The following is a 25890-nucleotide window of genomic DNA, read 5'->3' on the forward strand; positions in this document are numbered from 1 at the left end:
CAGACCGTGATTTCTCACGGTCTGTCGTTATTTTCTACAATTATCGTTTGATATTGTAGAAAGATTGTAAACCAGCGTAAACAGCGATTTCGCCTAGCTCGTCTTCGATACGTAATAATTGGTTGTACTTAGCAATACGGTCAGTACGGCTCATAGAACCAGTTTTGATTTGGCCAGCGTTAGTTGCAACTGCGATGTCAGCGATTGTAGCATCTTCAGTTTCACCAGAACGGTGAGATACAACTGCTGTGTAACCAGCACGTTTAGCCATTTCGATTGCTTCGAAAGTCTCAGTTAAAGTACCGATTTGGTTAACTTTAATTAAGATTGAGTTAGAGATACCTTTTTCGATACCTTCAGCAAGTTTTTGAGTGTTAGTTACGAATAAATCGTCACCAACTAATTGTACTTTATCACCGATACGCTCAGTTAATAATTTGTGACCATCCCAGTCGTTTTCGTCTAAACCATCTTCAATAGAGATGATTGGGAAGTCTTTGCAAAGCTCTTCGTAGAAATCAACCATTTCTGCAGAAGTTAAGCCAGTACGGCCTTCGCCTGCAAGGTCATATTTACCAGTTTCTTTGTTGTAGAACTCAGAAGAAGCAACGTCCATTCCTAAGAATACGTTCTCGCCAGCTTTGTAACCAGCTTTTTCGATAGCTTCGATGATTACTTCTAATGCTTCACGGTTAGAACCAAGGTTTGGAGCGAATCCACCTTCGTCACCTACTGCAGTGTTAAGACCTTTGTCATGTAATACAGCTTTAAGTGCATGGAATACTTCAGCACCCATACGGATTGATTCTTTGAATGTTGGAGCACCAACTGGTAAGATCATGAACTCTTGGAAGTCAACGTTGTTATCAGCGTGAGAACCACCGTTGATGATGTTCATCATTGGAGTTGGTAATTGTTTTGCATTGAATCCACCAAGGTAACGGTATAATGGAAGACCTACGAAGTCAGCTGCTGCGTGAGCTACTGCCATAGATACACCAAGGATAGCGTTAGCGCCTAGTTTACCTTTGTTTGGAGTGCCATCTAATTCGATCATAGCACGGTCGATACCAGCTTGGTCAGTTACGTCGAAACCAACGATTTCTGGAGCGATTGCTTCGTTAACGTTGTTTACTGCATTAAGAACACCTTTACCAAGGTAACGAGATTTGTCACCGTCACGTAATTCTACTGCTTCGTGCTCACCAGTAGATGCACCACTTGGTACGATAGCGCGTCCGAATGCGCCGCTTTCTGTGTAAACTTCTACTTCTACAGTTGGGTTACCACGAGAGTCAAGGACTTCGCGAGCATAAACATCAATAATTGTTGACATAATAAATTCTCTCCTTTTTATATAAGCAAATTATTTAATAATTGTTTTACCTGTCATTTCTTTCGGTTGTTCCACATTTAAAAGTGTAAGCATTGTTGGGGCGATATCTCCTAAAATACCACCTTCACGAAGCTCTACATCATTTTTTGTAACGATGAAAGGAACCGGGTTAGTTGTATGAGCTGTCATTGGTCCACCTTCAGCAGTTAACTCCTGATCGGCATTACCATGGTCAGCAGTAATAAGTGCTACACCATCTTTTGCAAGAATCGCTTCTACAACTTTTCCTAAACATTCGTCAGTTGCTTCTACTGCTTTAATTGTTGGTTCCATCATCCCAGAATGGCCAACCATATCACAGTTTGCAAAGTTAAGAATGATAACATCATGTTTATCATTTTCGATGTCATTTACTAAAGCGTCCGTTACTTCATAAATGCTCATTTCAGGTTTCAAGTCATACGTTGCAACCTTCGGTGAGTTAATTAAAATACGCTCTTCTCCTGGGAATTCAGCCTCACGACCACCGCTAAAGAAGAATGTAACGTGCGGATACTTTTCAGTTTCCGCGATGCGAAGTTGCTTTAATCCCGCTTGCGCAACAACTTCACCTAATGTGTTATCAAGGTTCATTGGCTTGAATGCCACGTAACCATCTACAGTTTCACTGAAATGTGTCATACAAACGAACTCAGGAATGTGAGGTACTTTTTCACCACGATCGAACTCACGGAAGTCTTCGTTTGTAAATACACGAGCAATTTGAATTGCACGGTCTGGACGGAAGTTATAGAAGATAACTGCATCATCATTATTGATTGTTGCAACTGGCGTGTCATCTTCGTTAACAATTACAGACGGCAATACGAATTCATCATGAATACCATTTGCATAAGAGTCTTCTACACACTCTTCTGCTGATTTATAAGTAGGGCCTTCACCATTCACCATAGCACGGTAACATTTTTCTACGCGATCCCAGCGCTTGTCACGGTCCATGGAGTAATAACGACCAGAGATAGTCGCGAATTGTCCTACTCCTGTTTCTTTAATTACTTCATTTGTTGCATCGATATAACCTTTTGCTGTTTGTGGTCCAACATCGCGGCCATCTAAGAATGCATGGATATATACTTTCTCCACGCCTTCTTTTGCTGCTAAGCGAAGAAGAGCAAACATATGGTTCATGTGACTGTGCACACCACCATCAGAAAGTAAACCGAATAAATGAAGAGCAGTACCTTTTTCTTTCACGCTTTTAATTGCATTTTGGAAAGTTTCGTTCTGATCGAACTCACCTTCACGAATTGCAACGTTTACGCGTGTTAAGCTTTGATATACGATGCGGCCAGCACCGATATTTAAGTGACCAACCTCTGAGTTACCCATTTGACCTGCTGGAAGACCTACTTCCTCACCAGAAGCTGTAAGCGTTGTGTGAGGGAATTTGTTCCAGTAACCATCAAAATTAGGTTTCTTAGCTTGTGCTACAGCATTCCCGTAAGTTTCTTCACGTAGTCCGAAACCATCAAGAATGATTAAAGCTGTTGGCTTTCTCATTTTACCGCCCCCAGAAGACCTAAGAACGAAGCAGGCTCTAAGCTAGCACCGCCAACTAAAGCGCCGTCGATGTCAGATTGTGCCATATACTCTTTAATGTTTTCTGGTTTTACGCTACCGCCGTATTGAATACGAACAGCTTCTGCAGCTTCTGGAGAAACAGCTTCTGCAACAACTTTACGGATGTGCGCACATACTTCATTTGCATCTGCAGAAGAAGAAGATTTACCTGTACCGATAGCCCAGATTGGCTCATAAGCGATAACAGTTACTTTAACTTGCTCTTCCGTTAAACCTGCAAGTGCTTTTGTTACTTGACCTGCTACTAGATCAAATGTTTTTCCGCTTTCGCGCTCTTCTAAAGTCTCACCACAACAAACGATTGGTGTTAAACCATGTTCAAATGCTGCAAGAGTCTTTTTATTTACTGACTCGTCTGTTTCAGCAAACATTTCACGACGCTCAGAGTGGCCAAGTACTACGTAGCCTACTTTTAAGTCGCTAAGTGCTACTGGGCTAATTTCGCCAGTGAATGCACCATTTTTTTCGAAGTGCATGTTTTGTGCACCTACTTGTAAGTCAGTTCCTTCAGCCTTTGCTACTAAGCGCTCTAAGAATAGAGCTGGCGAACAAACTACTGCATCAACAGCTGAAGCTGCTGGGATTTGACCTTTAACTTCCTCTACGAAGCTAACTGCTTCAGATAGAGTTTTATTCATTTTCCAGTTACCTGCGATAATTGGTTTACGCATGCTTTGCACCGTCCTTTTTCTTTGGCTGCTACTTATTTGTCGTTAAGACAAACTACACCTGGAAGTTCTTTACCTTCCATGAATTCTAATGACGCACCGCCGCCAGTAGAAATGTGGCTCATTTTATCAGCCATACCGAATTTTTCAACAGCTGCTGCAGAGTCACCACCGCCGATAACAGAGTATGTATCTTCTGCATCTGCTAATGCTTGCCCTACTGCTTTTGTACCTTCTGCGAATGGAGTCATTTCGAATACACCCATTGGTCCATTCCATACAACAAGCTTAGAGTTTTTAATTACATCTGCATAAATTTCACGTGTTTTAGGACCGATGTCCACGCCTTCCCATGTAGAAGGGATAGAGTCGATACCAACGATTTGAGTTGTTGCAGTTTCAGAGAATTCCTCTGTGATTACAACATCAACTGGCATATAGAAGTTTACGCCTTTTTCTTTTGCAAGTTGCATAAATTCTTTAGCTAGTTCAATTTTGTCGTTTTCACATAGAGATAGACCAATTTCATGACCTAATGCTTTAACGAATGTGTAAGCAAGTCCGCCACCGATGATTAAGTTATCTACTTTGTCTAATAGATGACGAATTACACCGATTTTATCTTTTACTTTCGCACCACCGATGATAGCTGTGAATGGACGTTCTGGGTTAGAAAGTGCTTTACCTAATACATCTAACTCTTTTTCCATTAATAAACCAGATACTGCTGGTAGGTAGTCTGCGATTCCTGCTGTAGAAGCGTGAGCACGGTGAGCTGCACCGAATGCATCGTTTACGAAGATATCAGCAAGAGCTGCAAATTCTTTCGCAAGTTCTGCATCGTTCTTTTCTTCGCCCGCATAGAAACGTACGTTTTCAAGAACTAATACGTCGCCTTCGTTCATTGCTGCAACCATTTCTTGTGCAACTGGTCCGAATGCTTCGTCCGCTTTTTTAACATCTTTACCAAGAAGCTCGCCTAAACGTGCTGCTACTGGCGTAAGACGTAATTCTTCTACTGCTTGACCTTTTGGACGGCCTAAATGACTTGCTAAAATTACTTTCGCACCTTGCTCTATTAAATATTGAATTGTAGGAAGAGCTGCACGGATACGAGTTTCATCTGTAATTTTGCCTTCTTTCATAGGTACGTTGAAATCAACGCGGCAAAATACACGCTTACCTTTTAAATCTACGTCACGAATTGATTTTTTGTTCATTGGATTTCCCTCCGACTACTAGTTAGGATTGACAAAACCCATTCAAAAGCTTAACACATTTGCTTCTAAAACGAAAGAAGAGAGAGAGGGAACAAACCCTCTCCCTCGTTTTGTCATTGATTGCTTATATACTTAAGAATTAAAGACCTTTAGAAGTCATGTATGCAGCTAGGTCTACTACGCGGTTAGAGTAACCAGTTTCGTTATCGTACCAAGAAAGTACTTTAACCATGTTACCTTCCATTACCATTGTAGATAATGCATCGATTGTAGAAGAAGCTGTACATCCGTTATAGTCGATAGATACTAATGGCTCTTCGCTGTATCCAAGGATACCTTTTAATTCGCCTTCAGAAGCTGCTTTGAATGCTGCGTTTACATCTTCAACTGTTACTTCTTTGTCAAGTTCAACAACTAAGTCAACAAGAGAAACGTTAGCAGTTGGAACACGTACAGCGCCGCCGTTTAATTTACCTTTAAGTTCTGGTAATACTAATGCTACAGCTTTAGCAGCACCAGTAGATGTTGGGATCATGTTTTCAGCTGCTGCACGAGCACGACGTAAATCTTTGTGTGGTAAGTCTAAGATTTGTTGGTCGTTAGTGTAAGAGTGAATTGTTGTCATCATTCCGCGTTTTACGCCGAATTTTTCGTTTAATACTTTAGCGAATGGAGCTAGACAGTTTGTAGTACAAGAAGCATTAGATACTACGTTGTGGTTAGCTGCATCGTATTGTTCGTGGTTAACACCCATAACTACAGTGATATCTTCGTCAGAAGCTGGAGCTGAGATGATAACTTTCTTAACTGATCCACCTAAGTGTTTCTCAGCGTCTGATTTTTTAGTGAAACGGCCAGTAGATTCTACTACTACTTCTACTCCGTAGTCGCTCCATGGTAATTGAGCTGGGTCACGCTCAGCGATAACTTTAATTTCTTTACCGTTAACAACGATGCTGTTTTCGTTAGCAGATACTTCTGCATTTAAAGTTCCGTGAACTGTATCATATTTTAAAAGGTGAGCTAATGTTTTAGCATCTGTTAAGTCGTTGATTGCTACTACTTCTACCTCAGAGTTGTTAAGAGCTGCGCGGAATACGTTACGTCCGATACGTCCAAATCCATTAATACCAATTTTAGTCATTTAAATTTCCTCCTTGGGGGATTATATTAAAGGGTAATACCCTTTGTTAATTGTTTTGCTGCACCTTCATCTGTAATTAGAATTGAAGTGTGCCCTTGCTTTATTACAGCCTGTATTGCTTTTGCTTTTGAAGAACCTCCAGCGACTGCGACAACGTGAGATACATGTTGTAAATCTTCAAGTTGCATACCAACTGTTCTTACTTTATGAACAACATTTCCTTGTTCATTAAAGTAGTAACCGAAAGCTTCGCCAACTGCTTCGCTTGCCTGAATCTTTAACCAATCTGCTTCTGAAGTATTTCTGCGACGTGCCATTGTTAACGCATCACCAATTCCATGAATGACGATATTGGAAGATCGAATCAACTCAAGAACTTCTTTCACGGAGGGCTCTGTTACAATAGACGCATATGCTTCGCTACTAACGTGATCAGGAACATACAATAAGCGATAATTACTCATCGTATTTTGTGCCATTTTGGCGCAAATGGTATTGGCTTCTAACTCGACACCTTCTCCAATTCCACCACGTGCTGGGACAAATAGCATATGTAAATCTTTGCAATCAAGTTGCATCATGTCCGCAGCAGCAGCTAGCGTAGTTCCTCCAGCCACAGCAACGATATTATTCACTGTCAGACGGTCTTTTATACAAGTCACACAAGCACGGCCCATCTCCAGTTTGACCCAAGGTGATTCATCACTATCACCAGGGACAACGAAAACTTCATCCAAGTCTAATGTTTCCTTAAGTTGTTTTTCTAAAACCTTTAACCCGGAAATTTCTTTCATAAAGTCTTCCAAAGCAAGAACTAAAGCTGTTCCTTCTTCTGTCAAAGTCATTCCAGAAGAAGCGACGTGAACTAAGTTTTGTTCTTTCAAAACTTGAACTTCACTTCGCAATACTCGTTCTGTCATACCGAGACTTGCAGATAAGTTTCTTCTTCCAATCGGCTGCATAAGCCTAATGTACTGAAGCACTTGCATTCTCGTTTGCATAACAGGTAGCAGATCAGGTAATAATTTTTTTGTGTTCTGAATCCATGAGCGCATATCTTTTCTCCTCACTACATCGGTTCATTTCCCTTCGTGGTCACTTTATGTCCCGTAGTGACATTTTGTGTCCCACTTAGGTTAAAAAAATAATCCCTGCTACGTGTATTATTGTAACAGGAGACAGAAACTTATTCAACTCTTAACTGCATTGTTTATATAGTTTATTATGACACCTTTGTGAATGTTACCATATTCTACTTGTCTTCCGCCTATTTCTACAACAGGAATCATTAGATGGTATTTCTCTAAAAGGTCATTATCTTCATATATATCTATTTCCTCAATTTGAAAAGAATATTCATATTGTACTTCTTTTAAAACTTGTTTCGCCTTCACGCAAAGACCACAATCTTTTTTTGTATATAGTACAACCTTCATCTTCTTCACCTATCCAATTGTTTTTCTTAGAGACGAAGCAGGAATATGCATTTGTTCTCTATACTTCGCAACCGTTCTTCGAGAAATAACTATTTCATGCTCTTCTTCTAATAATTTTGAAATCTTTTGATCCGAAAGTGGCTTTTTCTTATTTTCTGCTCCAACAAGCGTTTGAATGAATTGTTTCACACGCTTTGTAGAAACCGCCTCATCTTCCGTCGTAGAAATAGAATTACTAAAGAACGATTTCATCTCAAATAAACCGTGCGGCGTTTGCACATATTTATTACGCGTTGCACGACTAATTGTAGACTCATGCACACCTAACTCTTCCGCCACCTCTTTTAAAGCAAGTGGTTTTAAATACTCTGGACCTCCCCAGAAGAAATCATGCTGTTTTTCCATAATAATATTCATCACTTGTAAGAGTGTTTGTTTTCTCTGTTTCAAACTGCGCATAATCCATTGCACATGCTGATACTTCTCCGATACGTAAGAAGCCACTTCACTTTCACTATTATTTAGTAACGCACTATACTCAGAGTGAATTTCAATTCTTGGCATATTTCTCTCATTCATCTGTAAAACGAGATGATCGCCATCTTTTTTCACCGCCATATCAGGCACAATATAAAGTGGTTTATCAGAAGAAAATGCAAGACCTGGTTTCGGCTGCAATGATGTAATACAGTTCACCGCATCCTGTAATTCCTCGTTGGTACACTTCAACACTTGAACGAGCTTTCGCCAATCTTTCTTAACGAAATAATTAAAATGATCATCTATAATTTCTTCCGCTAACCCATTCCTTCTTTGTAAGCGCTTCAATTGGATTGATAGACATTCCTGAATATTACGCGCACCTACCCCTGCTGGCTCTAACGATTGAACAAGCTCCACGGAACAGTCCACTACATCAATTGGCGCAGAAAGAAGCTCTGATAACTCTTCATTTGTTTCTTGTAAATAGCCATTTCCATCCATGTTCATAATAATGAAAGAAGCTGCTTTTCGCTCTTCTTCATCTATTTTATAATACTGTAGTTGATTTAATAAATGTTGCTGAATCGTTGTAGAATCCACACTGTAGATTTCCATTTGATTCTCGACTTGTTTGCGGGTACTTTTACTTGTGTTAGAGCTCTTTTTCTTCTCCCTCTCAAAACCACCTAACTCAATAAGGGGATTCTCTAACGATTGCTCATACAAAAACTCCGATAATTCTTGTACATTATACTGGAGCATTGTAATCGCTTGCCTTAACTCTTGTGTCATTGCCAAACGTAAGCTTTGTTCTTGTAAAAGACTTGCCTTCAAACTAATCTCCCCCTTGTTTCTATTGTACAATAAGTTTGGTAAAAGGAGAATCCTCACGCAGACACCCATTCCAAAATATTATTAATTTATATGTATTAATGAGATTTACAACTTACAACCGAAATTTGAATAATATTGAAAGAAAATAATAACGCATAAAAATTATTACCACGTACTAATAGTAAATCTTATTATCAGATATAACAAGTGATAATAAAAAAAGGTCGGAACTTATACTTGTAAGTTCCGACCTTTTTTTACAATGGCGAGTACATATCGAATATTACACGTTTCTTCACCATTGTCGCATTTTCATTTGATAGATTAATTCCGTTCGTATCCTCTACGAGTACCACACGCACCAAATTCAAAGCGTTGCGATTTGCTATAAAGATACTTTCTTGTTTATCTGCTTTGTGTAATTTTCGAATTGTGACTTGGATTACCTCTGAGTTATTTTTCCAGGGTCTATTCGTACAAGTGAACAACATTTATGACATGTACTTTTTACTTAACTGCAATAAATACCTAGCGATGCCGTTATCTTATAAACTTCATTGAAATTTTCATCTTCCATGAAGACCTCCATGATTTCAGGTATTCCTTTTGCATACACAACTAACATTTCGAATGCATCATCTTTCGTTATCTTGTGACGAGTCACACTACTGTTGTGATGTTCCATCGTTACATAATAGACCTTTTCTCCGCACTCCTCTTCTTCAATACATGTAAGAAACGATTTTATTTCAAATAGCTTGCGAGAACCTTTTTTCATTCTTCTTCTCCTTCATAACGGTCAAGAAAGTCCGATAATGCCAACGAAAGATGATTACTTTTATTAAAACTTCAGCTTACTGGCAAAGACGGCTAGCCTGCCCCTATTGCTTTGTGAATCACTACTATCTTACGTGTCATATCTTCGTTCAGCAACTTAACAATACGCTTGTGCAATATATCTCGTTACAATTTCTTTTAGTGCTAAAATCTGTTCTGATTTGAATTGCATTTCACTCTTTAATTCTTTTCATAACGAAAAACCCCCTATACACGATTATTTCTAATCACATACAAGGGGTTTCTTTAGATTTACTATTAATTTTCAACACGTTCTTCACGCTATTATGTGCTATTTACTCAATACTTTTAAATAGAACACATCACAACAACAATACATAACGCGCCCAGAGGGATTCGAACCCCCGGCAGACGTGGTACCGGAAACCACCGCTCTATCCGACTGAGCTATGGGCGCATGAGATTATGATAATATCAACGGTTTGCTTCCGTCTTCTTCCGATTTGTTCTTACCGAAAGTTAAACGTAGGATACGAACACCAACACGTAGACGTTCGCTTCTTTACATATGGATATTATATCCTGACGCTAACCTAATACGCAAGCATAAAAACCTCTTCTACACTAGCTTTAGCGCGCAGTTTTCCTTCTTTCGTTCCCCCTTAATCTACTTAAATCGAAATAGAACGTATATAGGCTCATAACTTCATCATATTAAATCTAATCGTCTAGAATTGCATCTCTCGGCATCGCACTTTTCGCATATAGTCTATAAAAAAAAGACAGGCGAAGTGATGCCCGCCCATCTCCGCACTATTTTATATATTTTGATCGCAGGCTAAATATATCTTCCCCTTCACGAATGCCTGCCGATCCCTTCCTCACATTTTTTACGACAGTCCAATTCGGGTTAGTTTCATCACCGATGTTCTGTACTGTAAAGTTGCCGTCACCATATTCTCGGTGACCTTCTGCCAATTTCTCCGTTAAATCATTCTCTTTTGATCTCACCATCTTTGCGCCATCTCCCTTTTTATACAACCCTCTTAAACTGTCCAACCGATCACACGTCCAGTCAATTGGAGATCCTCGTTTTCCGCTTCGATTAATTTTAACACACTGTCGGGGGTAAGTTCCGATAACGGCTGCCCAATCGCATTAGAAACGTTATTTTCTTTGATAGTAGAAACTCGGCGAGGATTGGGTAAAAGACAATTCGCTGGGCTGCGTCAGGACTTCGCGAGAGATCAACCCCCTGATTCAAAAATCACAAATACTATCTCTAAGGGACTCCTGCGACGGCTCAGCGGGGTGGCTTGGAGGGTTCGGAAAATTTTCATTTGGGTTGGCTTGTGGTGAATAGCGTATTCATTTTGATGAATGACGAATACAACATAAATGACTTTTGTTACTTTCGACTTTCTCTTCTAAACGTTGATTTAATAACGTTCTTCTTTCGTGAATGACTTCGATTGAATGAATAAGATAATGAAGATATTATTTTTTAAAAACTGAACACATCCTTTTTTTTACTATACAAGAAAATTTTATTTTAAATTGAAAATAACTACAAGAATAGAAATATATATATTTTATTGATGTGTTTTTTGTGAATAATTAGAAATTTAACCTCATGTAATTTTCAGTTACTTTTTAATCTTCAACAGGTAACATACCTACATCATGAATTACATATCATCCTCTTCCATCTTATAAAGCGCCACTATAACAAAGAATTCATTGACGCTTGAATCAAAGCTTCAACTTCAAAAACCTAAATTTTCCAATCATAAATTCACCCAAACCCACAAATTATAATCTTTGAATTGATATTCCAAAGGGGGCTTCATTCAATGACTGTAATTACAAAACTAAAGCAAACTGTTTCTGGATTAAAAAGTGCACAAGCTAGCTTAGAGGGATTCGCTCTTGATACGGATAACCAACAAGCAAAGCAACTTTTCCAAACAGCTGCGCAGCAAACACAAACAATTATTGATTCTTTAAACCCACGTGTTGAAGAAGTCCAGCAAGAAGAACCACAATACACACAGCAATAACCAAAGGTGCCATTGTATCTAATGGTACACAATGCGAGAAAAAGGATGATATGCAATCATCCTTTTTCTCGCAAATTACATACTGCAATAGAAATGGAATGATTATAATGCGAAAACTCGGAATCATAACCGCGTTATTTATGCTCCTATTCGGTTCACTTACCGGATGTGATAATAGCCCGTTAGATAAAAAAGTAAAGAAAGAAGAAGCTAAGCGAACAGATGAGAAAAAGGGCCCTAAATTAACAAAAATGAGTACAGAATCCTTTAATCAATCTATATCGCAAGAAGCTAAGAAAAAGGCTCTCACTATAGAGGGAATTACAGAAGCCACCGCAGTTAATACAAATTTAGATCTTTACATAGCCGTTAAACCTGAACATCACGAAAGATTTGGTTTAAAGCCTTTAAGAAGTAAATTAAAAAAGAAGCTAAGTGATGAAAACCCTACTTTCGATATTCGTGTAAGTACAGACAAAAAGATCTTTATGCTCATAGAAGAACTTGAAAACAAAATTAAGAAAAAGAAAGTGAGTAAGGATGGCATTAAAGAACAGTTAAAACTCATTCAATCAGAAATGGGATCTAATATTTAAGCTTTCTAAAAGAGAAGGAAGGATTCAAATGTCTAGTAAAGATAAAAATTTAACACCTGTACAACAAGAATATAAAAAATTCGAACAACAGCGCGAACCGAAGCGCCCCGTTTTAAAAAATTGTATGAAAGCTTTTTTCGTCGGGGGATTAATTTGTCTAATAGGCCAACTGATTTCCACCTTTTATATTACGTACTTTGATTTCACTGAAAGATCTGCCGGGAACCCTACCGTTGCAACTCTTATTTTTATCTCCATGCTACTGACGGGATTTGGCGTCTACGATCGCCTCGGACAATTTGCTGGTGCTGGTACCGCAGTTCCCGTTACTGGATTTGGTAACTCTGTTATTGCCGCGTGTATTGAACACCGTACAGAAGGGTTCGTTCTCGGCGTTGGTGGTAACATGTTTAAACTAGCAGGATCGGTCATCTTATTTGGCGTATTTTCCGCTTTCGTCATCGCACTTATTAAAACGATTCTCTTTCAATGGGGAGGGCTGTAAATGTTACAAGGACACCGAACATGGGTATTCGAAAACAAACCAGTTATCATCTCAACAGGTGTAGTCGGTGGCCCATTTGAGGCAAATGGAAAAATTCCTGAAGACTTCGATACCCTGCATGAAGATTTATGGCTCGGACAAGATTCTTACGAAAAGGCGCATAAAATTTTATTTGAAGAAGCTTGTAGCCGCGCTACCGAAAAGGCAAAGCTCCGTAAAGACGATATTCAATTCGTACTCGCAGGGGATTTAATTAACCAAATAACTCCAACGAGCTTTGCATGCCGCACACTCGGAACACCTTATCTCGGTTTATTCGGCGCCTGTTCTACCTCTATGGAAGGCTTAGCACTCGGCGCAAGTATCGTAAATGCAAAAGGTGCAAAGTATTTATTAACTGGGGCATCAAGTCATAACGCTGCGGTAGAAAAACAATTCCGCTATCCAACTGAATATGGTGGTCAAAAACCTCCTACGGCTCAGTGGACAGTGACCGGTGCAGGCGCGGCTATTTTAAGCGACACTGGATATGGTCCACAAGTAACATCGGCCACCATTGGACGTGTTATTGATATGGGACTAACAGATCCTTTTAATATGGGTGGTGCGATGGCCCCAGCTGCTGTCGATACGATTGAAGCTCATTTACGCGAACGACAAATTGACGCCTCTTATTACGACTTAATCGTAACAGGTGACCTTGGACATGTCGGTCGCGAAATCGCTTACGACCTACTACATAAACATGGAACAAAGGTAAAGAGCGAGCAATTTCAAGATTGCGGAATCATCATTTATAGAGAAGGTCAACCTGTCATAGCTGGTGGAAGTGGTCCAGGCTGTTCAGCAACAGTCGTATACGGACATTTATTAAACCGAATGAAAAGAGGAGAATTCAAGAAAATACTTGTCGTTGCGACAGGCGCTTTACTATCTCCACTTACATTCCAACAAGAAGAAACGATTCCGTGTATCGCTCACGCTGTTTCGATTGAATTTGGAGGTGCAACGCAATGATTTTTTTCTGGGCTTTCGTCATTGGTGGACTCATATGCGTAATCGGACAGCTTATGTTTGATGTCGGCAAACTAACCCCCGCTCATACGATGGCAACACTCGTTGTTGCTGGAGCTATATTAGATGGATTCAATCTGTATGAACCATTAATCGACTTTGCAGGCGCTGGCGCAACTGTACCTATTACAAGTTTCGGTAATGCCCTCGTTCATGGCGCGATGGAGGAAGCAGCCAAACATGGCATCGTCGGCGTTATTACCGGCATGTTTAAAGTAACGAGTGCTGGTGTATCAGCTGCCATTATTTTCGGCTTCATTGGAGCATTGCTATTCAAACCGAAAGGATAAGGTGTTCGTATGACAGTTATCGCTAGCGTTAAAACCTGCCTTGCCAGTGTAAGGGGCGCTCAAGCAAGTTTAAGCTCCCTTTCACTAAATTCACAGGACGCGGAATCAAAACGTGTATTTCATGAATGTATGTTAGAAATGGACAGCATCATCACCGATTTACAGAATAGAGTTTCAGTATTAGAACGTGAAGAACCTCAATATAAAGGGTTTTAAGTAGACTGGAGGAAATGACTATGTCTCACCTGCCGGAATGGACACTTGTCATTCTTCGCTCTGTATTCATATTAATTATTTTATTCGCTATTACGAAATGGTTAGGAAAAAGACAAATCTCTCAGCTCTCCTTTTTTGAATACATAGCCGGAATGACAATCGGTGACATCGCTGCCCAAGTATCTACAGGGCTTGATTCAAAATTTTTCCACGGCGTCTTTGCGATACTCATTTTCGCTGTGGTACCTTTTTTCACTGGAATCCTCTCTTTAAAGAACAAAACAGCTCGAGATTTTTTTGAAGGAAAATCTACCGTATTAATAAAAGATGGCAAAATACTTGAAGATAATTTAAAGAAAGAAAAGTATACAAGTGATGAATTACTTGAGCTTCTCAGAGGAAAAAATGCGTTCAGCGTAGCTGATGTTGAATTTGCTGTACTAGAACCGAGCGGTGAATTAAATGTATTATTAAAGAAAGATCGCCAACCACTTACAGCAAAAGATATCAGCTTAAAAGTGCCAAACGAAAAAGAACCGCAAACTGTTATTATGGATGGAAATGTACTAGATGAACCTCTTTCTGCTAGCGGGCATAATCGCGCTTGGTTACATTCTGAGCTAGAAAAACTCGGTGTTGTCATTGAAAATGTCTTTCTTGGTCAAGTTGATTCATACGGACAACTTACTATCGACATCTATAATGATAAACTCCAAATGCCTTCTCCTCAAAACAAGCCTTTACTATTGGCATCCTTAAAGAAATGCAATGCTGATCTTGAATTATTCTCTTTAGAAACAAAATCAAAATCAGCGAGTGATATGTATAGTAAAAACGCAAAACAAATCGAGAAAATCTTAAATAAAGTAACCTATCTGTTAAAAGAATAAAAAATGAAAGAACGCTTCTATACAAAAGGCGTTCTTTTGCCTTTCCCACACCATTAATCACGTTTAAATTTATGTAATTCGGTTATGATGTTGAAGATACATAAGCAGGGAATTTTAAAAACATAGCGAATAAATCATGATACAACTACATATTTTTTGATTTAAAGTGGTTTCGTTTGACCTTCATTGACCATAATTGTATTATAAGACTAAGAAAGCTTTTAAAGGAGGAAATAACAGATGAATTTAATTCCTACAGTAATTGAACAAACAAATCGTGGAGAACGCGCTTACGATATTTACTCTCGACTATTAAAGGATCGCATCATTATGCTTGGTAGCGCAATTGATGACAACGTAGCAAACTCAATCGTTTCCCAGCTTTTATTCTTGGAATCTCAAGATCCAGAAAAAGATATTCACATTTACATCAACAGCCCTGGTGGTTCTATCACAGCTGGTATGGCAATTTACGATACAATGCAGTTTATTAAACCACAAGTATCAACAATCTGTATCGGTATGGCTGCATCTATGGGTGCATTCTTACTTGCAGCAGGTGAAAAGGGAAAACGTTACGCACTTCCAAACAGTGAAGTTATGATTCACCAACCACTTGGCGGAGCACAAGGTCAAGCGACTGAAATCGAAATCGCTGCAAAACGTATCCTATTCTTACGTGAAAAATTAAACCAAATTCTTGCTGACCGCACAGGTCAACCACTTGAAGTTCTCCAACGCGACACAGACCGCGACAACTTCATGACAGCAGAAAGAGCTCTAGAATACGGCTTAATCGATAAGATCTTTACAAATCGTTAAGACACTTAAAAGCGGAGGCGGCTCGTTTAGAATGAGAGGGGGATGGAGCTTCTGACAAAGAGGTGCTTTTTACCTCGACGGAAGAAGCGAAGCCACCGACCATTCTAGCCGCTGGAGCTGGATACAACTAAAAGCGGAAGCGCCCGTCAACAGGGCGCTTTTTTTATTATGTACAAGGGTATCACATACCCCCACCACTCAAACTCACCTCACCCCACAAACAGAAAAATAAAAAAAGCTATCGCACATTCGCGATAACCCTTTATTGTACATATGCAGTTAATGCTTCCAAAGCCTCTTCTGCATCTGAACCTTCTGTTGTGATTGTAATCATGCTACCAGTTCCGATTGCTAAGCTCATAATCCCCATTATGCTCTTTGCATTCACTGTCTTTCCATCTTTCTCGATGAAGATATCCGCATGAAAGCGATTTGCCTCTTGTACAAACAACGCAGCCGGACGTGCTTGTAAGCCGTTTTTTAATGCCACTTTAACCAGTTTTTGAACCACAGCTCCATTTCCCCTTTAACCTTTTATTTTTTTGCTACTGTTTCCCCCGCGCGTAATTTCTCTGCAATTTCATCGATTTTACGCAAACGATGATTAATACCCGATTTACTAATTTTCCCCCCGGATACCATCTCACCTAACTCTTTCAATGTTACATCTTGATAATCTCTTCGTAACTGTGCAATTTCTCTTAATTTATCTGGCAAAATATCAAGCCCAACCGTCTCATCAATATAGCGGATGTTCTCAATTTGCCTTAGCGCTGCACCAATTGTTTTATTTAAATTAGCTGTTTCGCAATTAACTAAACGATTTACTGAATTACGCATATCGCGAACAATTCGAATATCTTCAAATCTTAAAAGTGCATTATGAGCACCTATAATATTTAAAAACTCTGTAATTTTTTCAGCTTCTTTCAAATACGTAATGTACCCTTTTCTTCTTTCCAACGTCTTACTATTTAAATCAAATCCGTTCATCAGTTCACATATAGAATCATTATGTTCCTTATATAACGAAAAGATCTCTAAATGATAAGATGATGTTTCTGGGTTATTTACTGAACCACCTGCTAAAAATGCACCGCGTAAATACGATCGTTTACAACATTTCTTCTCGATTAATTCCTGCGATATATTTCGAATAAACGAAAAGTCATCTCGAACAATGTGAAGATCTGCTAATATTTCACGAGACTTCTCAACAAGCCGCACGATATATACATTATTTTTCTTCAATCGCATTTTTTTACGAACAAGTAATTCTACCGTCACATCATATCCTTTTTTCAAAAGCGTATAAATCCTTCTTGCAATTGCTGCATTTTCCGTTTGAATATCGATAGATAGGCGACGGTTTGAAAAAGAAAGCGATCCGTTCATTCGAAGCAACGCCGATAATTCTGATTTCTCGCAGCATTCCTTCATTTCAAGGTTGGTCAACTCTTTCTTTGTTTCTGATGCAAATGACACAGTCAACACCTCCTTATACTATTACTTTGGAACAAAAATCTTGTCCTATATGAATGAGGAGCGTTACCTCAAATGAGGCAACGCACATTTATAACAATGAATATAAAATAGAAGCTAACTTTAATGTATCATGTCTTACAACACGATCATCATATTTCGCTAATCGATCTTGAATGATTTCGATATTATGTTCAGCAAAACGATTTGTATCCAGTGCAACTGGTTCCGACATCTCTTCCTCATATAACTTACGTAATTCACGAGGAATATCACGATTATTTACAATCGCAGTGTCGATAAATGGTTTACCTAAATGATCATGTAACGCCTGCACATGATCAAATGCAGTATAACCCTTCGTTTCGCCCGCTTGAGTCATAACATTACATACATATACCTTCTTCGCTTTTGCAGCAAGAACAGCGTCTCCAATTTTGTTAACAACTAAATTCGGTAATATACTTGTGTACAGACTTCCTGGACCGAAAACAAGCAAATCAGCTCGTTTAATTTCCGTCAACGTTTCACATAACGGTTCTACATCTTCTGGAGTTAAAAAGACACGATTAATCTTCTTCCCGAAATGAGGAATCTTTGATTCACCTGTTACAATTTCTCCATCTTCTAATTCTGCATGAAGTACCGCACTTTGATTCGCTGCTGGTAATACACGTCCTCTGACATTTAATACTTTACTCGTTTCCGTAATCGCGTGGTAAAAGTCTCCTGTAATCGAAGTCATACCTGCCAATAGTAAATTTCCTAACGCATGCCCTTTCAGTCCGTCTCCAGTTGTAAAACGGTGCTGAAATAAAGCCTCCACTAATGGTTCTACATCCGATAACGCAACAAGTACGTTACGAATATCACCTGGAGGTGGAATTTCTAGCTCATCACGTAGTCTACCTGAACTGCCTCCATCGTCGGCTACTGTTACAACTGCTGTAATATCAACAGGATATTGTTTTAATCCCCTTAATAAAACAGAAAGTCCAGTTCCACCTCCCATGATAACAATTTTAGGTTTTCTCTCTTTTTTCATCCCTTAATGGCCCTTTCTCTTCTCCACATCACGATGAGATACATGAACGCTATACTCTGGTTTCAAATGTTTCCCAAGGTACTCTGTAAGCGTAACAGAACGATGTTGCCCACCTGTACATCCAATCGCAATTACAAGTTGACTCTTACCTTCTCTTTTATAATGAGGCAGCATGAAAGTGATAAGATCCGTCAATTTCTCTAAAAACTTATGTGTTTCATTAAATTTCAACACATACGACGAAACTTCTTCATCCAGTCCTGTTAATGGCTTCATATGTGGAATATAATATGGATTTGGTAAAAAACGAACATCAAATACTAAATCAGCATCAATTGGAATTCCGTACTTAAATCCAAATGACATAACATTTACACGAAATGCTTGCTCAGTTTCTGTTGAGAATAAGTGAACAATTTTTTCTCGTAATTCTTTCGGTTTCAAATCAGATGTATCAAGCACAATATTCGCTCGTGCCTTCATATCAGTTAAGAGACCACGCTCAGCTTCAATTCCCTTTAACGGCAATCCAGTTGGCGCAAGTGGATGTGAACGTCTCGTTTCTTTATAACGAGTTACAAGTGTGCTATCTTTCGCATCTAAAAATAAAATATGAGGAATAATCCATGTACGTTCTGATAAATCATCAAGCGCTCCCCATAAATATTCAAAAAACTCTCGGCCACGTAAATCAATACCGAGTGCCACTTTATTCATTTTACCTTTTGAATCTGCCATAAGTTCAATAAACTTCGGCAATAACATCGGTGGTAAATTATCTACACAAAAATATCCTAAATCTTCGAAACTTTGTAACGCTACCGTCTTTCCAGCTCCAGACATCCCTGTAATAATTACCATTTTTATATCATTATTCTCTGTCATCGTATCCTCTCCTTGCAGGTTTAACTCGGATCTAATCGATATGAAAGCAACTCAAAATCTGGGGTATATACAAATGTACCGTAGATTATACCATTCCCTTTAATTAAATAATCAATAATGTGATAATCTCCTGGTGCCATTGCTAAATCATCAATTTTATCAAATGTATGCCAACCAATGATGCCTTCTTCGCTCTCTAATTTATTTTCTCCTGCAAAATCTGTTGCTAAAAAGGAGAACATCATCCATTCAGAAACAACTTTATCACCTTCTTGGATGACAAAAGTGAAGACCCCTTTTAATGCTGGATTCTTTAAATAAATACCTGTTTCTTCACGATACTCGCGAACAACGGAATCTCTTACTGTCTCACCACGCTCCATTTTCCCGCCCGGTGCAACCCACCAATTCCGGCGAGGTTTTTGGAGTAAGAGTACTTCATTATCTCTAATTAACACACAGTTTGTCACTCTTTGCATGTTTCTTCACCTCAGCTACTTGCAGCAAAATTTCTCACTGCATACTCATTTCATTATACTATCAAAAACAGTTTGCTACAACGAAGGTGCCAGTCCCCTTTCGCTAAGCAATTGTAAAAATTCTTTCTATAACAAGCAATCAAAACACCTTACTTCCCATGAATAGCACATAAAAATCCCCTTAACGATTTTTATCGTTAAGGGGATTAAAACACTTATTTCTTACCGAAATAAGTAACAACCGCAAATCCTAAAATAAAAGTAATAATTGAACTTACAATTGAAATTCCACCAGTCGGAATGCCAGGGAACACAATGACAATCGACCCGATAACGAGCCCAATAATTGCCGCAAATGTCATACTTTTATAACGATCTAACAAATAACTAATTCCTTTACTACTTACAACAAATCCAGCCATCACGCCGGCACCGATAACCACGATTAACGGTAAATTGAGTGTAGTTAAAGCGTTAATTGCTGTCGGATACACACCAATAATTAATAAAATAAACGATCCACTAATTCCAGGAAGAAGCATAGCCATACTAGCCATCCATCCTGCGAAAAATAAACCAATTGCATTTAAAATTGTTAACGTCGTAATCGGATCAGCTGCCTTATCTGGTTTAAAGAATGCTGTTATTGCAACAAGAATTGCTGCAATTATTAATAAGACGATATGACTACCTTTAAACGTTGCCTTTGCATCAGCTTCTCTCATTAACATCGGTAATATACTAATAATTAAACCGAGGAAGAAAAATTGAGTCGGTTCATAATGATTTGCTAATAAATATTTAATAACGTGACTTAACGTTAGAAAAGCTGCCGCTACACCAGCTGCAAGTGGGATTAAAAACGCTAAATGTTTTTTCCATTCACGACTAAAAAATCCGCTAATTGCTGCGAGCAATTGTTCATAAATTCCCAACACAACAGCGATTGTTCCGCCACTCACACCAGGAATTAAATCACTAACGCCCATACAAAATCCACGATATATATTACGCCATTCCATACTGAATAAATTCCTCATTTCTTATAATGATTTTTCCCGTAAATTTTAGTATAACAATAAGAATCATTATATTCTTAATTGTTTTTGACAATAGTTTGACATTTGGACAAAAAAAGAAAGCCACCTATCGGTAGCTTTCTTCTCAAAAGGAAAAATAACCTTATTTTTCTGTTACAGTCTTTAGTTCCTCTACTAACTCTTCTATATAATGCTGTGCACTCTGCGCTGCAATACTACCATCGCCTGTTGCCGTTACAATTTGACGAAGCATTTTTTCACGAACATCACCAGCTGCGAAAATACCAGGAACTTTCGTTTCCATACGCTCGTTCGTTTCAACATAACCATTTTCATTTGTAATACCTAGCTCAACAAACGGTTTTGATAATGGTAACATACCGATGTATATGAAAACGCCGTCAGTTTTAACTTCTTGTTCTTCTCCGCTGTTTACATCTACAAGTGTTACGCTTCCTACTTTACCATTTGCATCGTTAATTTCTTTTATAGTGTGATTCCAAATGAAATCTACTTTCTCATTTTGGAAAGCACGATCTTGTAAAATTTTCTGTGCACGAAGAGTGTCACGACGGTGAACGATCGTTACTTTTGATGCGAAGCGTGTTAAGAACACACCCTCTTCAACAGCAGAATCTCCGCCGCCAATAACAACAAGTTCTTTCCCTTTAAAGAATGCACCATCACATACTGCACAATATGATACACCGCGGCCGCCAAGTTCTGTTTCACCTGGCACACCAATTTTTTTATACTCTGCACCGCTTGAAACGATAATTGCACGTGCTTTATATTCTTTTTTACCAGCAATAATTGTTTTGTACTCTTTACCATCGATGATTGCTTTCACATCACCGTATGCATATTCAGCACCAAATTTCTTCGCATGCTCAAACATTTTATTTGATAAGTCTGGTCCTAAAATAGACTCATAACCTGGATAGTTCTCTACATCTTCTGTATTTGCCATTTGTCCACCTGGAATACCACGCTCAAGCATCAGTGTGCTTAAATTCGCACGAGATGTATATACCGCAGCTGTCATACCAGCTGGTCCTGCACCAATAATAATGACATCATAAATTTTTTCTTCTGACACACTATTCACTCCCATTCATTCATACACATTAAGTTACCCTCATTATACTGTTAGCATCATTTTTTTCCCAATGATTTGCCTACCCTACGTGTGCGTGCGCTTAACAGCCTGCACATACTTTCGTACAGTCGCTACAGATACATTATATACATCACCAAGCTCTGCCTGTGTCATCTTATTTCTTTGTTCGCCGCGCACAATGTATTCAATTGCCGCTGACCAACCGTACACATTTGTAAAAGTCGCTCCAGATGTATATAAACGTATGAACGTGCAAAACCAAAAATTCAAACACTCTTCGATTAATTCATCGTCTTTTTTCGTATAATTGTATAATGCATCCGCGATTCGTACGCACTTTTCAAATTGCTGTAAATCAGCTGGGATGCTTTTATGACTATTAAGTAAAAAGAAATATTTTGCAAGTTGCGATACGATTGGAACACCATTTTTCGCTTGCGTTACATCAAAGAAGAATCCAACCTTCTCTGGTGTTGACAATTCATTCATTAAATATAAAGCTAGCATTTTCTCTTCTAGCGTCGTACTTTGCTGAAATGATTTTCGTAACTCTTCAAATAAAAGATTTTGTCCTTCATCTGCTAAATTCAGTGCATTCCACGGTTCTTTTCCTTTTTTATCAGGATGCAATTCTACAACATGTTGCCACATTTTTTCAGCTACTTGCTGTTCCTTCACCATATACGCAGAGTATGCAAACCAGTAATAAAAACTGACGTCTCCTTCGTACCCTTGACGCTTTAATACTTTGAACCATTTATATGCAGGTTCAAAATGACCAATTGTTGCAAGCGTTGTTCCAAGTTTCAAACGATGCTCAAATGAAATTGGATATACCGAAACTAACTGCCCCGCTAATGACTCTACTTGCTTATGCTCTCCAATTGAATATAGAAAAATAAGCGTATTACAAAGCGCATGCATATTACCAGGATTTTTCTCTAAAATCATTTCTGTTAACTTAAGCGCTTGATCTACATTACCTGATTGAAAATGTGCAATCGCTAAATTATTATGTCCTGACCAAAATTCTGGATATTCTTTCGTAACAACTTCTAGTGTAGCAATCGCCTCTTCTAATTGTCCGTTACGAATGTAGCGGTTCGCTTCTTCTTGCATAACAATTAGCTCATCTTCATCCTCAATCTCTTCCGCACCCATTGCATCTTCTTCCATAATCTCAAGCAATTCTAATGTATCTTCTACAAATTCCTTCTCTTCCGCAACTTCTAAATATCGCTCTGCATACTTCTTCGCCTGTTGAAACAAGCCCATATATGCATAATTATTTGAAATAAAATAATAGCATTGCTCAAGTTCAGGATTGGATCTAACAAGCTTTAGAAATATCTGATTCGACTCTTGATATTCACCAGATTCAGATAATGCTATTGCTAGTTGGCATAAAATAAACGGCTCCTTCTCGCTTTGTGCTGCTCTTCGAAAATATTTAATTGCATCTTGCAATTTTTGCCCTTTATAAGCCCTCATCCCTTTTTTATAAAAGAAGTCCGCTAACTGATTAAAAGAGATAACTTGTCCGTTCTCCTTATATATTCTTTGATTTTTCCCCATATATCCTCCAGTTTTTTGTTTTCTTCGTTCACACATTCTTCTATCTATAAGTATAAACGATTCCATAAAAAACAAAACAGTATATTATAATCAATTATTTCCTTTTTATTCATAAAAAGAGAAGGGAAATGTTACATTTTTAACATCAACCTTCTCTAGTGGCCATTTCCTCTTTCGTATAAATAATACGCATCGGATTTCCGCCTACGAAAGCGCCGCCTGGTACATCTTTATGGACAAGTGTGCCTGCAGAAATGATAGCTCCATCTCCAATTGTCACACCTGGTAAAATTGTCGTATTCGCTCCAATCATAACTTCATTCCCTATGACGATTTCTCCGAGTCGATACTCACGAATTAAATATTCATGCGCTAAAAGCGTTGTATTATAGCCGATAATTGAATTGTCTCCCACAGTAATCTTTTCTGGAAACATAATATCTGGCATTACCATAAGTGCAAACGACGTTTTCTTTCCTACTTCCATCCGTAAAAACGTGCGATATAACCAATTCTTTACGGATAAAAATGGCGTGTAACGTGCGATTTGGATGATAATAAAGTTTTTCATTACCTTCCAAAAAGAAACTGTTTTATACACATTCCACAATGAATTTTCTCCTGAAACAGGATAGCGCGTTGTCCGTCGCACTGAACTCTCTCCTCTACTTATATAAAGTGACACTTTAACCGGCAGGAATCTTACTACCCGTTAATGCGGGACAAAATCGGTAGTAAATCACTCATTTTATCTAGCACAAAATCTGGTTTATACGCTTCTAAATACGCTCTACCTTTCAATGTCCATGAAACCGCTACTGTTTTCGTACCTGCATTTTGTCCACCGACGATATCATGATGATTATCACCAACCATCAATGTTTCTTCTGGCTTTGCATCTAATAATTTCAATGCTTTTTGAAGTGGTTCTGGATGTGGTTTCACATGTTCCACATCATCAATCGTCACGACAACATCAAAAAACTGATCAAGTTTCGAAAGCTTTAATCCCATTTCAACCGTCTGTCTCGCTTTCGTTGTAACGATGCCGATCTTATAACCTTGCTTCTTCAATTCTTGAACCGTTTCATATACAGTTTCATACTCTTCCACTAATTCATCATGATGCTCATGATTAAATTGACGATAACATGTAATCATCTCTTCAACCTTACTTGCATCAATCTTACTAAAAGTATCATGCAAAGATGGACCGATAAATGGCAATACATCTTCACGCTTATACTGATTAGAATAATAGTGATTTAACGTATGTAAAAAAGAAGAGATAATAAGTTCATTTGTATTAATTAACGTTCCATCTAAATCAAATAACACTGTATTTATTTTCATCGTCCTTAATCCTTTCATTACCTGAATATGAAAGAAGCAGCATCTTATATAAGATGCTACTTTTCTCTAATTTTCTAAATATCTTTTATCAGCTTGCCCCATTTTTCGTCTCACAATAATGAAAATGATAGAAATAACAACAATTCCAATAGACATTACTTGTGCAATACGAAGTGGTCCTAACATTAAACTATCTGTACGCAAACCTTCTACGAAGAAGCGTCCCACTGAATACCAAATTAAATATGTGAAGAATAATTCACCACGGCGTAAATTCACTTTTCGTAACGCGAGTAGTAAAATAACACCTGCAAAGTTCCATAATGATTCATATAAAAACGTTGGGTGATAATACACACCATCAATGTACATTTGATTAATAATGAAATCTGGTAAATGAAGACCTTCTAAAAACTGTCTCGTTACTTCATCACCATGCGCCTCTTGGTTCATAAAGTTTCCCCATCGGCCAATTGCTTGTCCTAGTAAAATACTCGGCGCAGCAATATCCGCTAACTTCCAGAATGAAAGCCCGCGTCGTTTCGCAAAAAGGATTCCTGTAATAACAGCCCCGATTAAACCACCATGAATCGCCAAACCACCTTGACGAATATTAATAATTTGACTCGGATTTTGCGAATAATATTCCCATTCAAAAATGACATAATACATTCTCGCAAAAAGAATGGCAATTGGTACTGCGATTAATACAAGGTCGATAAATGTATCTTTGTGAATACCAAGCCTTTCTCCCTCGCGAGTTGCTAGCCAAAGACCTAATAGCACGCCTGTACCGATAATAACCCCATACCAATAAACAGGGAACGGCCCAAGTTGGACTGCTATACGGTCAAGCTGTGGTACAGAACCTAACAGCATATATATGACCTCCCTCTCC

At 38.5% G+C, this 25890-nt stretch carries 29 protein-coding genes and 1 tRNA gene; 8 read left to right on the forward strand and 22 right to left on the reverse strand.

Features of this window, described 5'->3' with window-relative positions; all coding sequences use genetic code 11:
• Positions 1-40 precede the first annotated feature (40 nt).
• The 11 genes from eno to QCI77_RS26050 form a co-directional block, all read right to left on the reverse strand.
• A complete protein-coding gene (gene eno / locus QCI77_RS26000) occupies positions 41-1336 on the reverse strand; it encodes a phosphopyruvate hydratase (RefSeq protein WP_002034740.1) in 1296 nt (431 codons plus the stop codon).
• 30 nt (positions 1337-1366) lie between these two features.
• Positions 1367-2896 carry a 2,3-bisphosphoglycerate-independent phosphoglycerate mutase gene (gene gpmI / locus QCI77_RS26005; RefSeq protein ID WP_002129880.1) on the reverse strand — a complete coding sequence of 510 codons (1530 nt, stop codon included), beginning with the start codon at positions 2894-2896 and terminating at the stop codon, positions 1367-1369.
• Positions 2893-3648, reverse strand: coding sequence for a triose-phosphate isomerase (gene tpiA / locus QCI77_RS26010; RefSeq protein ID WP_002016069.1), 756 nt, complete (start codon positions 3646-3648; stop codon positions 2893-2895). Before tpiA ends, gpmI begins: the two co-directional genes overlap by 4 nt.
• A 32-nt stretch (positions 3649-3680) precedes the next feature.
• On the reverse strand, positions 3681-4865 hold the full coding sequence (locus QCI77_RS26015; RefSeq protein ID WP_002016070.1) for a phosphoglycerate kinase: 1185 nt from the start codon (positions 4863-4865) through the stop codon (positions 3681-3683).
• Positions 4866-5004: 139 nt separating this feature from the next.
• Complete coding sequence (gap, locus tag QCI77_RS26020) at positions 5005-6009, reverse strand: type I glyceraldehyde-3-phosphate dehydrogenase (protein ID WP_002016071.1); 1005 nt, start codon at positions 6007-6009, stop codon at positions 5005-5007.
• A gap of 26 nt (positions 6010-6035) precedes the next feature.
• On the reverse strand, positions 6036-7064 hold the full coding sequence (gene cggR, locus QCI77_RS26025) for a gapA transcriptional regulator CggR (protein WP_002089545.1): 1029 nt from the start codon (positions 7062-7064) through the stop codon (positions 6036-6038).
• A 135-nt stretch (positions 7065-7199) separates the two neighbouring features.
• Positions 7200-7445, reverse strand: a complete 246-nt coding sequence (locus QCI77_RS26030) for a glutaredoxin family protein (protein WP_002089547.1) — start codon at positions 7443-7445, stop codon at positions 7200-7202.
• A 9-nt stretch (positions 7446-7454) separates the two neighbouring features.
• The gene (rpoN, locus tag QCI77_RS26035) at positions 7455-8762 is read right to left on the reverse strand and encodes an RNA polymerase factor sigma-54 (RefSeq protein ID WP_002016074.1); all 1308 of its coding nucleotides are present in this window, start codon (positions 8760-8762) and stop codon (positions 7455-7457) included.
• A 511-nt stretch (positions 8763-9273) separates the two neighbouring features.
• Entirely contained in the window at positions 9274-9540 is a 267-nt protein-coding gene (locus tag QCI77_RS26040; protein ID WP_199662722.1) for a hypothetical protein, read from the reverse strand.
• Positions 9541-9941: 401 nt separating this feature from the next.
• Positions 9942-10017 (reverse strand) — tRNA-Arg (locus tag QCI77_RS26045).
• Positions 10018-10373: 356 nt separating this feature from the next.
• Positions 10374-10574, reverse strand: coding sequence for a hypothetical protein (locus QCI77_RS26050; RefSeq protein ID WP_002129884.1), 201 nt, complete (start codon positions 10572-10574; stop codon positions 10374-10376).
• An 839-nt stretch (positions 10575-11413) separates the two neighbouring features.
• Here QCI77_RS26050 and QCI77_RS26055 point away from each other — a divergent pair.
• The 8 genes from QCI77_RS26055 to clpP all read left to right on the forward strand — a co-directional run bounded on the left by QCI77_RS26055 (position 11414) and on the right by clpP (position 16013).
• Positions 11414-11620 (forward strand): DUF1657 domain-containing protein, encoded by a 207-nt coding sequence (locus QCI77_RS26055; RefSeq protein WP_000216167.1) that lies wholly within the window; start codon positions 11414-11416, stop codon positions 11618-11620.
• A 107-nt stretch (positions 11621-11727) separates the two neighbouring features.
• Complete coding sequence (locus tag QCI77_RS26060) at positions 11728-12216, forward strand: YhcN/YlaJ family sporulation lipoprotein (protein ID WP_002143725.1); 489 nt, start codon at positions 11728-11730, stop codon at positions 12214-12216.
• A gap of 28 nt (positions 12217-12244) precedes the next feature.
• Positions 12245-12721, forward strand: a complete 477-nt coding sequence (spoVAC, locus tag QCI77_RS26065) for a stage V sporulation protein AC (RefSeq protein ID WP_002129887.1) — start codon at positions 12245-12247, stop codon at positions 12719-12721.
• The gene (gene spoVAD / locus QCI77_RS26070; RefSeq protein WP_000938981.1) at positions 12722-13738 is read left to right on the forward strand and encodes a stage V sporulation protein AD; all 1017 of its coding nucleotides are present in this window, start codon (positions 12722-12724) and stop codon (positions 13736-13738) included.
• Positions 13735-14085 (forward strand): stage V sporulation protein AE, encoded by a 351-nt coding sequence (gene spoVAE / locus QCI77_RS26075; protein WP_000575919.1) that lies wholly within the window; start codon positions 13735-13737, stop codon positions 14083-14085. The genes spoVAD and spoVAE overlap by 4 nt, the downstream gene beginning before the upstream one ends.
• A gap of 9 nt (positions 14086-14094) precedes the next feature.
• Positions 14095-14301 carry a DUF1657 domain-containing protein gene (locus QCI77_RS26080; RefSeq protein WP_002034728.1) on the forward strand — a complete coding sequence of 69 codons (207 nt, stop codon included), beginning with the start codon at positions 14095-14097 and terminating at the stop codon, positions 14299-14301.
• Between the two features lie 20 nt (positions 14302-14321).
• Entirely contained in the window at positions 14322-15191 is an 870-nt protein-coding gene (locus QCI77_RS26085) for a DUF421 domain-containing protein (RefSeq protein ID WP_002016080.1), read from the forward strand.
• A gap of 240 nt (positions 15192-15431) precedes the next feature.
• Positions 15432-16013, forward strand: a complete 582-nt coding sequence (gene clpP, locus QCI77_RS26090) for an ATP-dependent Clp endopeptidase proteolytic subunit ClpP (RefSeq protein ID WP_001049163.1) — start codon at positions 15432-15434, stop codon at positions 16011-16013.
• Between the two features lie 262 nt (positions 16014-16275).
• Here clpP and QCI77_RS26095 read toward each other — a convergent pair whose 3' ends face one another.
• The 11 genes from QCI77_RS26095 to lgt form a co-directional block, all read right to left on the reverse strand.
• Positions 16276-16524, reverse strand: a complete 249-nt coding sequence (locus tag QCI77_RS26095; protein ID WP_002016081.1) for an HPr family phosphocarrier protein — start codon at positions 16522-16524, stop codon at positions 16276-16278.
• 23 nt (positions 16525-16547) lie between these two features.
• Positions 16548-17498 (reverse strand): DNA-binding protein WhiA, encoded by a 951-nt coding sequence (gene whiA, locus QCI77_RS26100; protein ID WP_002016082.1) that lies wholly within the window; start codon positions 17496-17498, stop codon positions 16548-16550.
• A gap of 88 nt (positions 17499-17586) precedes the next feature.
• Positions 17587-18540, reverse strand: a complete 954-nt coding sequence (locus QCI77_RS26105; RefSeq protein ID WP_002016083.1) for a gluconeogenesis factor YvcK family protein — start codon at positions 18538-18540, stop codon at positions 17587-17589.
• A 3-nt stretch (positions 18541-18543) separates the two neighbouring features.
• Complete coding sequence (rapZ, locus tag QCI77_RS26110) at positions 18544-19425, reverse strand: RNase adapter RapZ (RefSeq protein ID WP_002016084.1); 882 nt, start codon at positions 19423-19425, stop codon at positions 18544-18546.
• Positions 19426-19445: 20 nt separating this feature from the next.
• Positions 19446-19904 (reverse strand): NUDIX hydrolase, encoded by a 459-nt coding sequence (locus QCI77_RS26115; protein WP_001190080.1) that lies wholly within the window; start codon positions 19902-19904, stop codon positions 19446-19448.
• Between the two features lie 215 nt (positions 19905-20119).
• On the reverse strand, positions 20120-20926 hold the full coding sequence (locus tag QCI77_RS26120; RefSeq protein ID WP_002034722.1) for a DUF368 domain-containing protein: 807 nt from the start codon (positions 20924-20926) through the stop codon (positions 20120-20122).
• Between the two features lie 160 nt (positions 20927-21086).
• Positions 21087-22043, reverse strand: coding sequence for a thioredoxin-disulfide reductase (gene trxB / locus QCI77_RS26125; protein ID WP_002143727.1), 957 nt, complete (start codon positions 22041-22043; stop codon positions 21087-21089).
• Positions 22044-22127: 84 nt separating this feature from the next.
• The gene (locus QCI77_RS26130; RefSeq protein ID WP_002143728.1) at positions 22128-23639 is read right to left on the reverse strand and encodes a tetratricopeptide repeat protein; all 1512 of its coding nucleotides are present in this window, start codon (positions 23637-23639) and stop codon (positions 22128-22130) included.
• A gap of 145 nt (positions 23640-23784) precedes the next feature.
• Complete coding sequence (locus tag QCI77_RS26135; RefSeq protein WP_061689019.1) at positions 23785-24291, reverse strand: acyltransferase; 507 nt, start codon at positions 24289-24291, stop codon at positions 23785-23787.
• A gap of 53 nt (positions 24292-24344) precedes the next feature.
• On the reverse strand, positions 24345-24992 hold the full coding sequence (gene ppaX, locus QCI77_RS26140; RefSeq protein WP_353825657.1) for a pyrophosphatase PpaX: 648 nt from the start codon (positions 24990-24992) through the stop codon (positions 24345-24347).
• A gap of 66 nt (positions 24993-25058) precedes the next feature.
• Positions 25059-25871: a prolipoprotein diacylglyceryl transferase gene (gene lgt / locus QCI77_RS26145; RefSeq protein WP_002034719.1), complete on the reverse strand. Its 813-nt coding sequence runs from the start codon at positions 25869-25871 to the stop codon at positions 25059-25061.
• Positions 25872-25890 lie beyond the last annotated feature (19 nt).

The organism is Bacillus cereus group sp. MG9 (assembly GCF_040459995.1).
In the GTDB taxonomy this organism is placed as follows: Bacteria; Bacillota; Bacilli; order Bacillales; family Bacillaceae_G; genus Bacillus_A; species Bacillus_A mycoides.

What these genes read in the sequence shown, in the direction of transcription:
- QCI77_RS26050 (WP_002129884.1), bottom strand. Translation starts at nt 10,574, where the DNA reads ATGGTGAGATCAAAAGAGAATGATTTAACGGAGAAATTGGCAGAAGGT.
- QCI77_RS26060 (WP_002143725.1), top strand. Translation starts at nt 11,728, where the DNA reads ATGCGAAAACTCGGAATCATAACCGCGTTATTTATGCTCCTATTCGGT.
- QCI77_RS26015 (WP_002016070.1), bottom strand. Translation starts at nt 4,865, where the DNA reads ATGAACAAAAAATCAATTCGTGACGTAGATTTAAAAGGTAAGCGTGTA.
- tpiA (WP_002016069.1), bottom strand. Translation starts at nt 3,648, where the DNA reads ATGCGTAAACCAATTATCGCAGGTAACTGGAAAATGAATAAAACTCTA.
- QCI77_RS26030 (WP_002089547.1), bottom strand. Translation starts at nt 7,445, where the DNA reads ATGAAGGTTGTACTATATACAAAAAAAGATTGTGGTCTTTGCGTGAAG.
- QCI77_RS26115 (WP_001190080.1), bottom strand. Translation starts at nt 19,904, where the DNA reads ATGCAAAGAGTGACAAACTGTGTGTTAATTAGAGATAATGAAGTACTC.
- gap (WP_002016071.1), bottom strand. Translation starts at nt 6,009, where the DNA reads ATGACTAAAATTGGTATTAATGGATTTGGACGTATCGGACGTAACGTA.
- spoVAC (WP_002129887.1), top strand. Translation starts at nt 12,245, where the DNA reads ATGTCTAGTAAAGATAAAAATTTAACACCTGTACAACAAGAATATAAA.
- QCI77_RS26120 (WP_002034722.1), bottom strand. Translation starts at nt 20,926, where the DNA reads ATGGAATGGCGTAATATATATCGTGGATTTTGTATGGGCGTTAGTGAT.
- lgt (WP_002034719.1), bottom strand. Translation starts at nt 25,871, where the DNA reads ATGCTGTTAGGTTCTGTACCACAGCTTGACCGTATAGCAGTCCAACTT.
- ppaX (WP_353825657.1), bottom strand. Translation starts at nt 24,992, where the DNA reads ATGAAAATAAATACAGTGTTATTTGATTTAGATGGAACGTTAATTAAT.
- QCI77_RS26130 (WP_002143728.1), bottom strand. Translation starts at nt 23,639, where the DNA reads ATGGGGAAAAATCAAAGAATATATAAGGAGAACGGACAAGTTATCTCT.
- QCI77_RS26055 (WP_000216167.1), top strand. Translation starts at nt 11,414, where the DNA reads ATGACTGTAATTACAAAACTAAAGCAAACTGTTTCTGGATTAAAAAGT.
- gpmI (WP_002129880.1), bottom strand. Translation starts at nt 2,896, where the DNA reads ATGAGAAAGCCAACAGCTTTAATCATTCTTGATGGTTTCGGACTACGT.
- QCI77_RS26105 (WP_002016083.1), bottom strand. Translation starts at nt 18,540, where the DNA reads ATGAAAAAAGAGAGAAAACCTAAAATTGTTATCATGGGAGGTGGAACT.
- spoVAD (WP_000938981.1), top strand. Translation starts at nt 12,722, where the DNA reads ATGTTACAAGGACACCGAACATGGGTATTCGAAAACAAACCAGTTATC.
- QCI77_RS26085 (WP_002016080.1), top strand. Translation starts at nt 14,322, where the DNA reads ATGTCTCACCTGCCGGAATGGACACTTGTCATTCTTCGCTCTGTATTC.
- spoVAE (WP_000575919.1), top strand. Translation starts at nt 13,735, where the DNA reads ATGATTTTTTTCTGGGCTTTCGTCATTGGTGGACTCATATGCGTAATC.
- rapZ (WP_002016084.1), bottom strand. Translation starts at nt 19,425, where the DNA reads ATGACAGAGAATAATGATATAAAAATGGTAATTATTACAGGGATGTCT.
- cggR (WP_002089545.1), bottom strand. Translation starts at nt 7,064, where the DNA reads ATGCGCTCATGGATTCAGAACACAAAAAAATTATTACCTGATCTGCTA.
- QCI77_RS26080 (WP_002034728.1), top strand. Translation starts at nt 14,095, where the DNA reads ATGACAGTTATCGCTAGCGTTAAAACCTGCCTTGCCAGTGTAAGGGGC.
- eno (WP_002034740.1), bottom strand. Translation starts at nt 1,336, where the DNA reads ATGTCAACAATTATTGATGTTTATGCTCGCGAAGTCCTTGACTCTCGT.
- QCI77_RS26040 (WP_199662722.1), bottom strand. Translation starts at nt 9,540, where the DNA reads ATGAAAAAAGGTTCTCGCAAGCTATTTGAAATAAAATCGTTTCTTACA.
- clpP (WP_001049163.1), top strand. Translation starts at nt 15,432, where the DNA reads ATGAATTTAATTCCTACAGTAATTGAACAAACAAATCGTGGAGAACGC.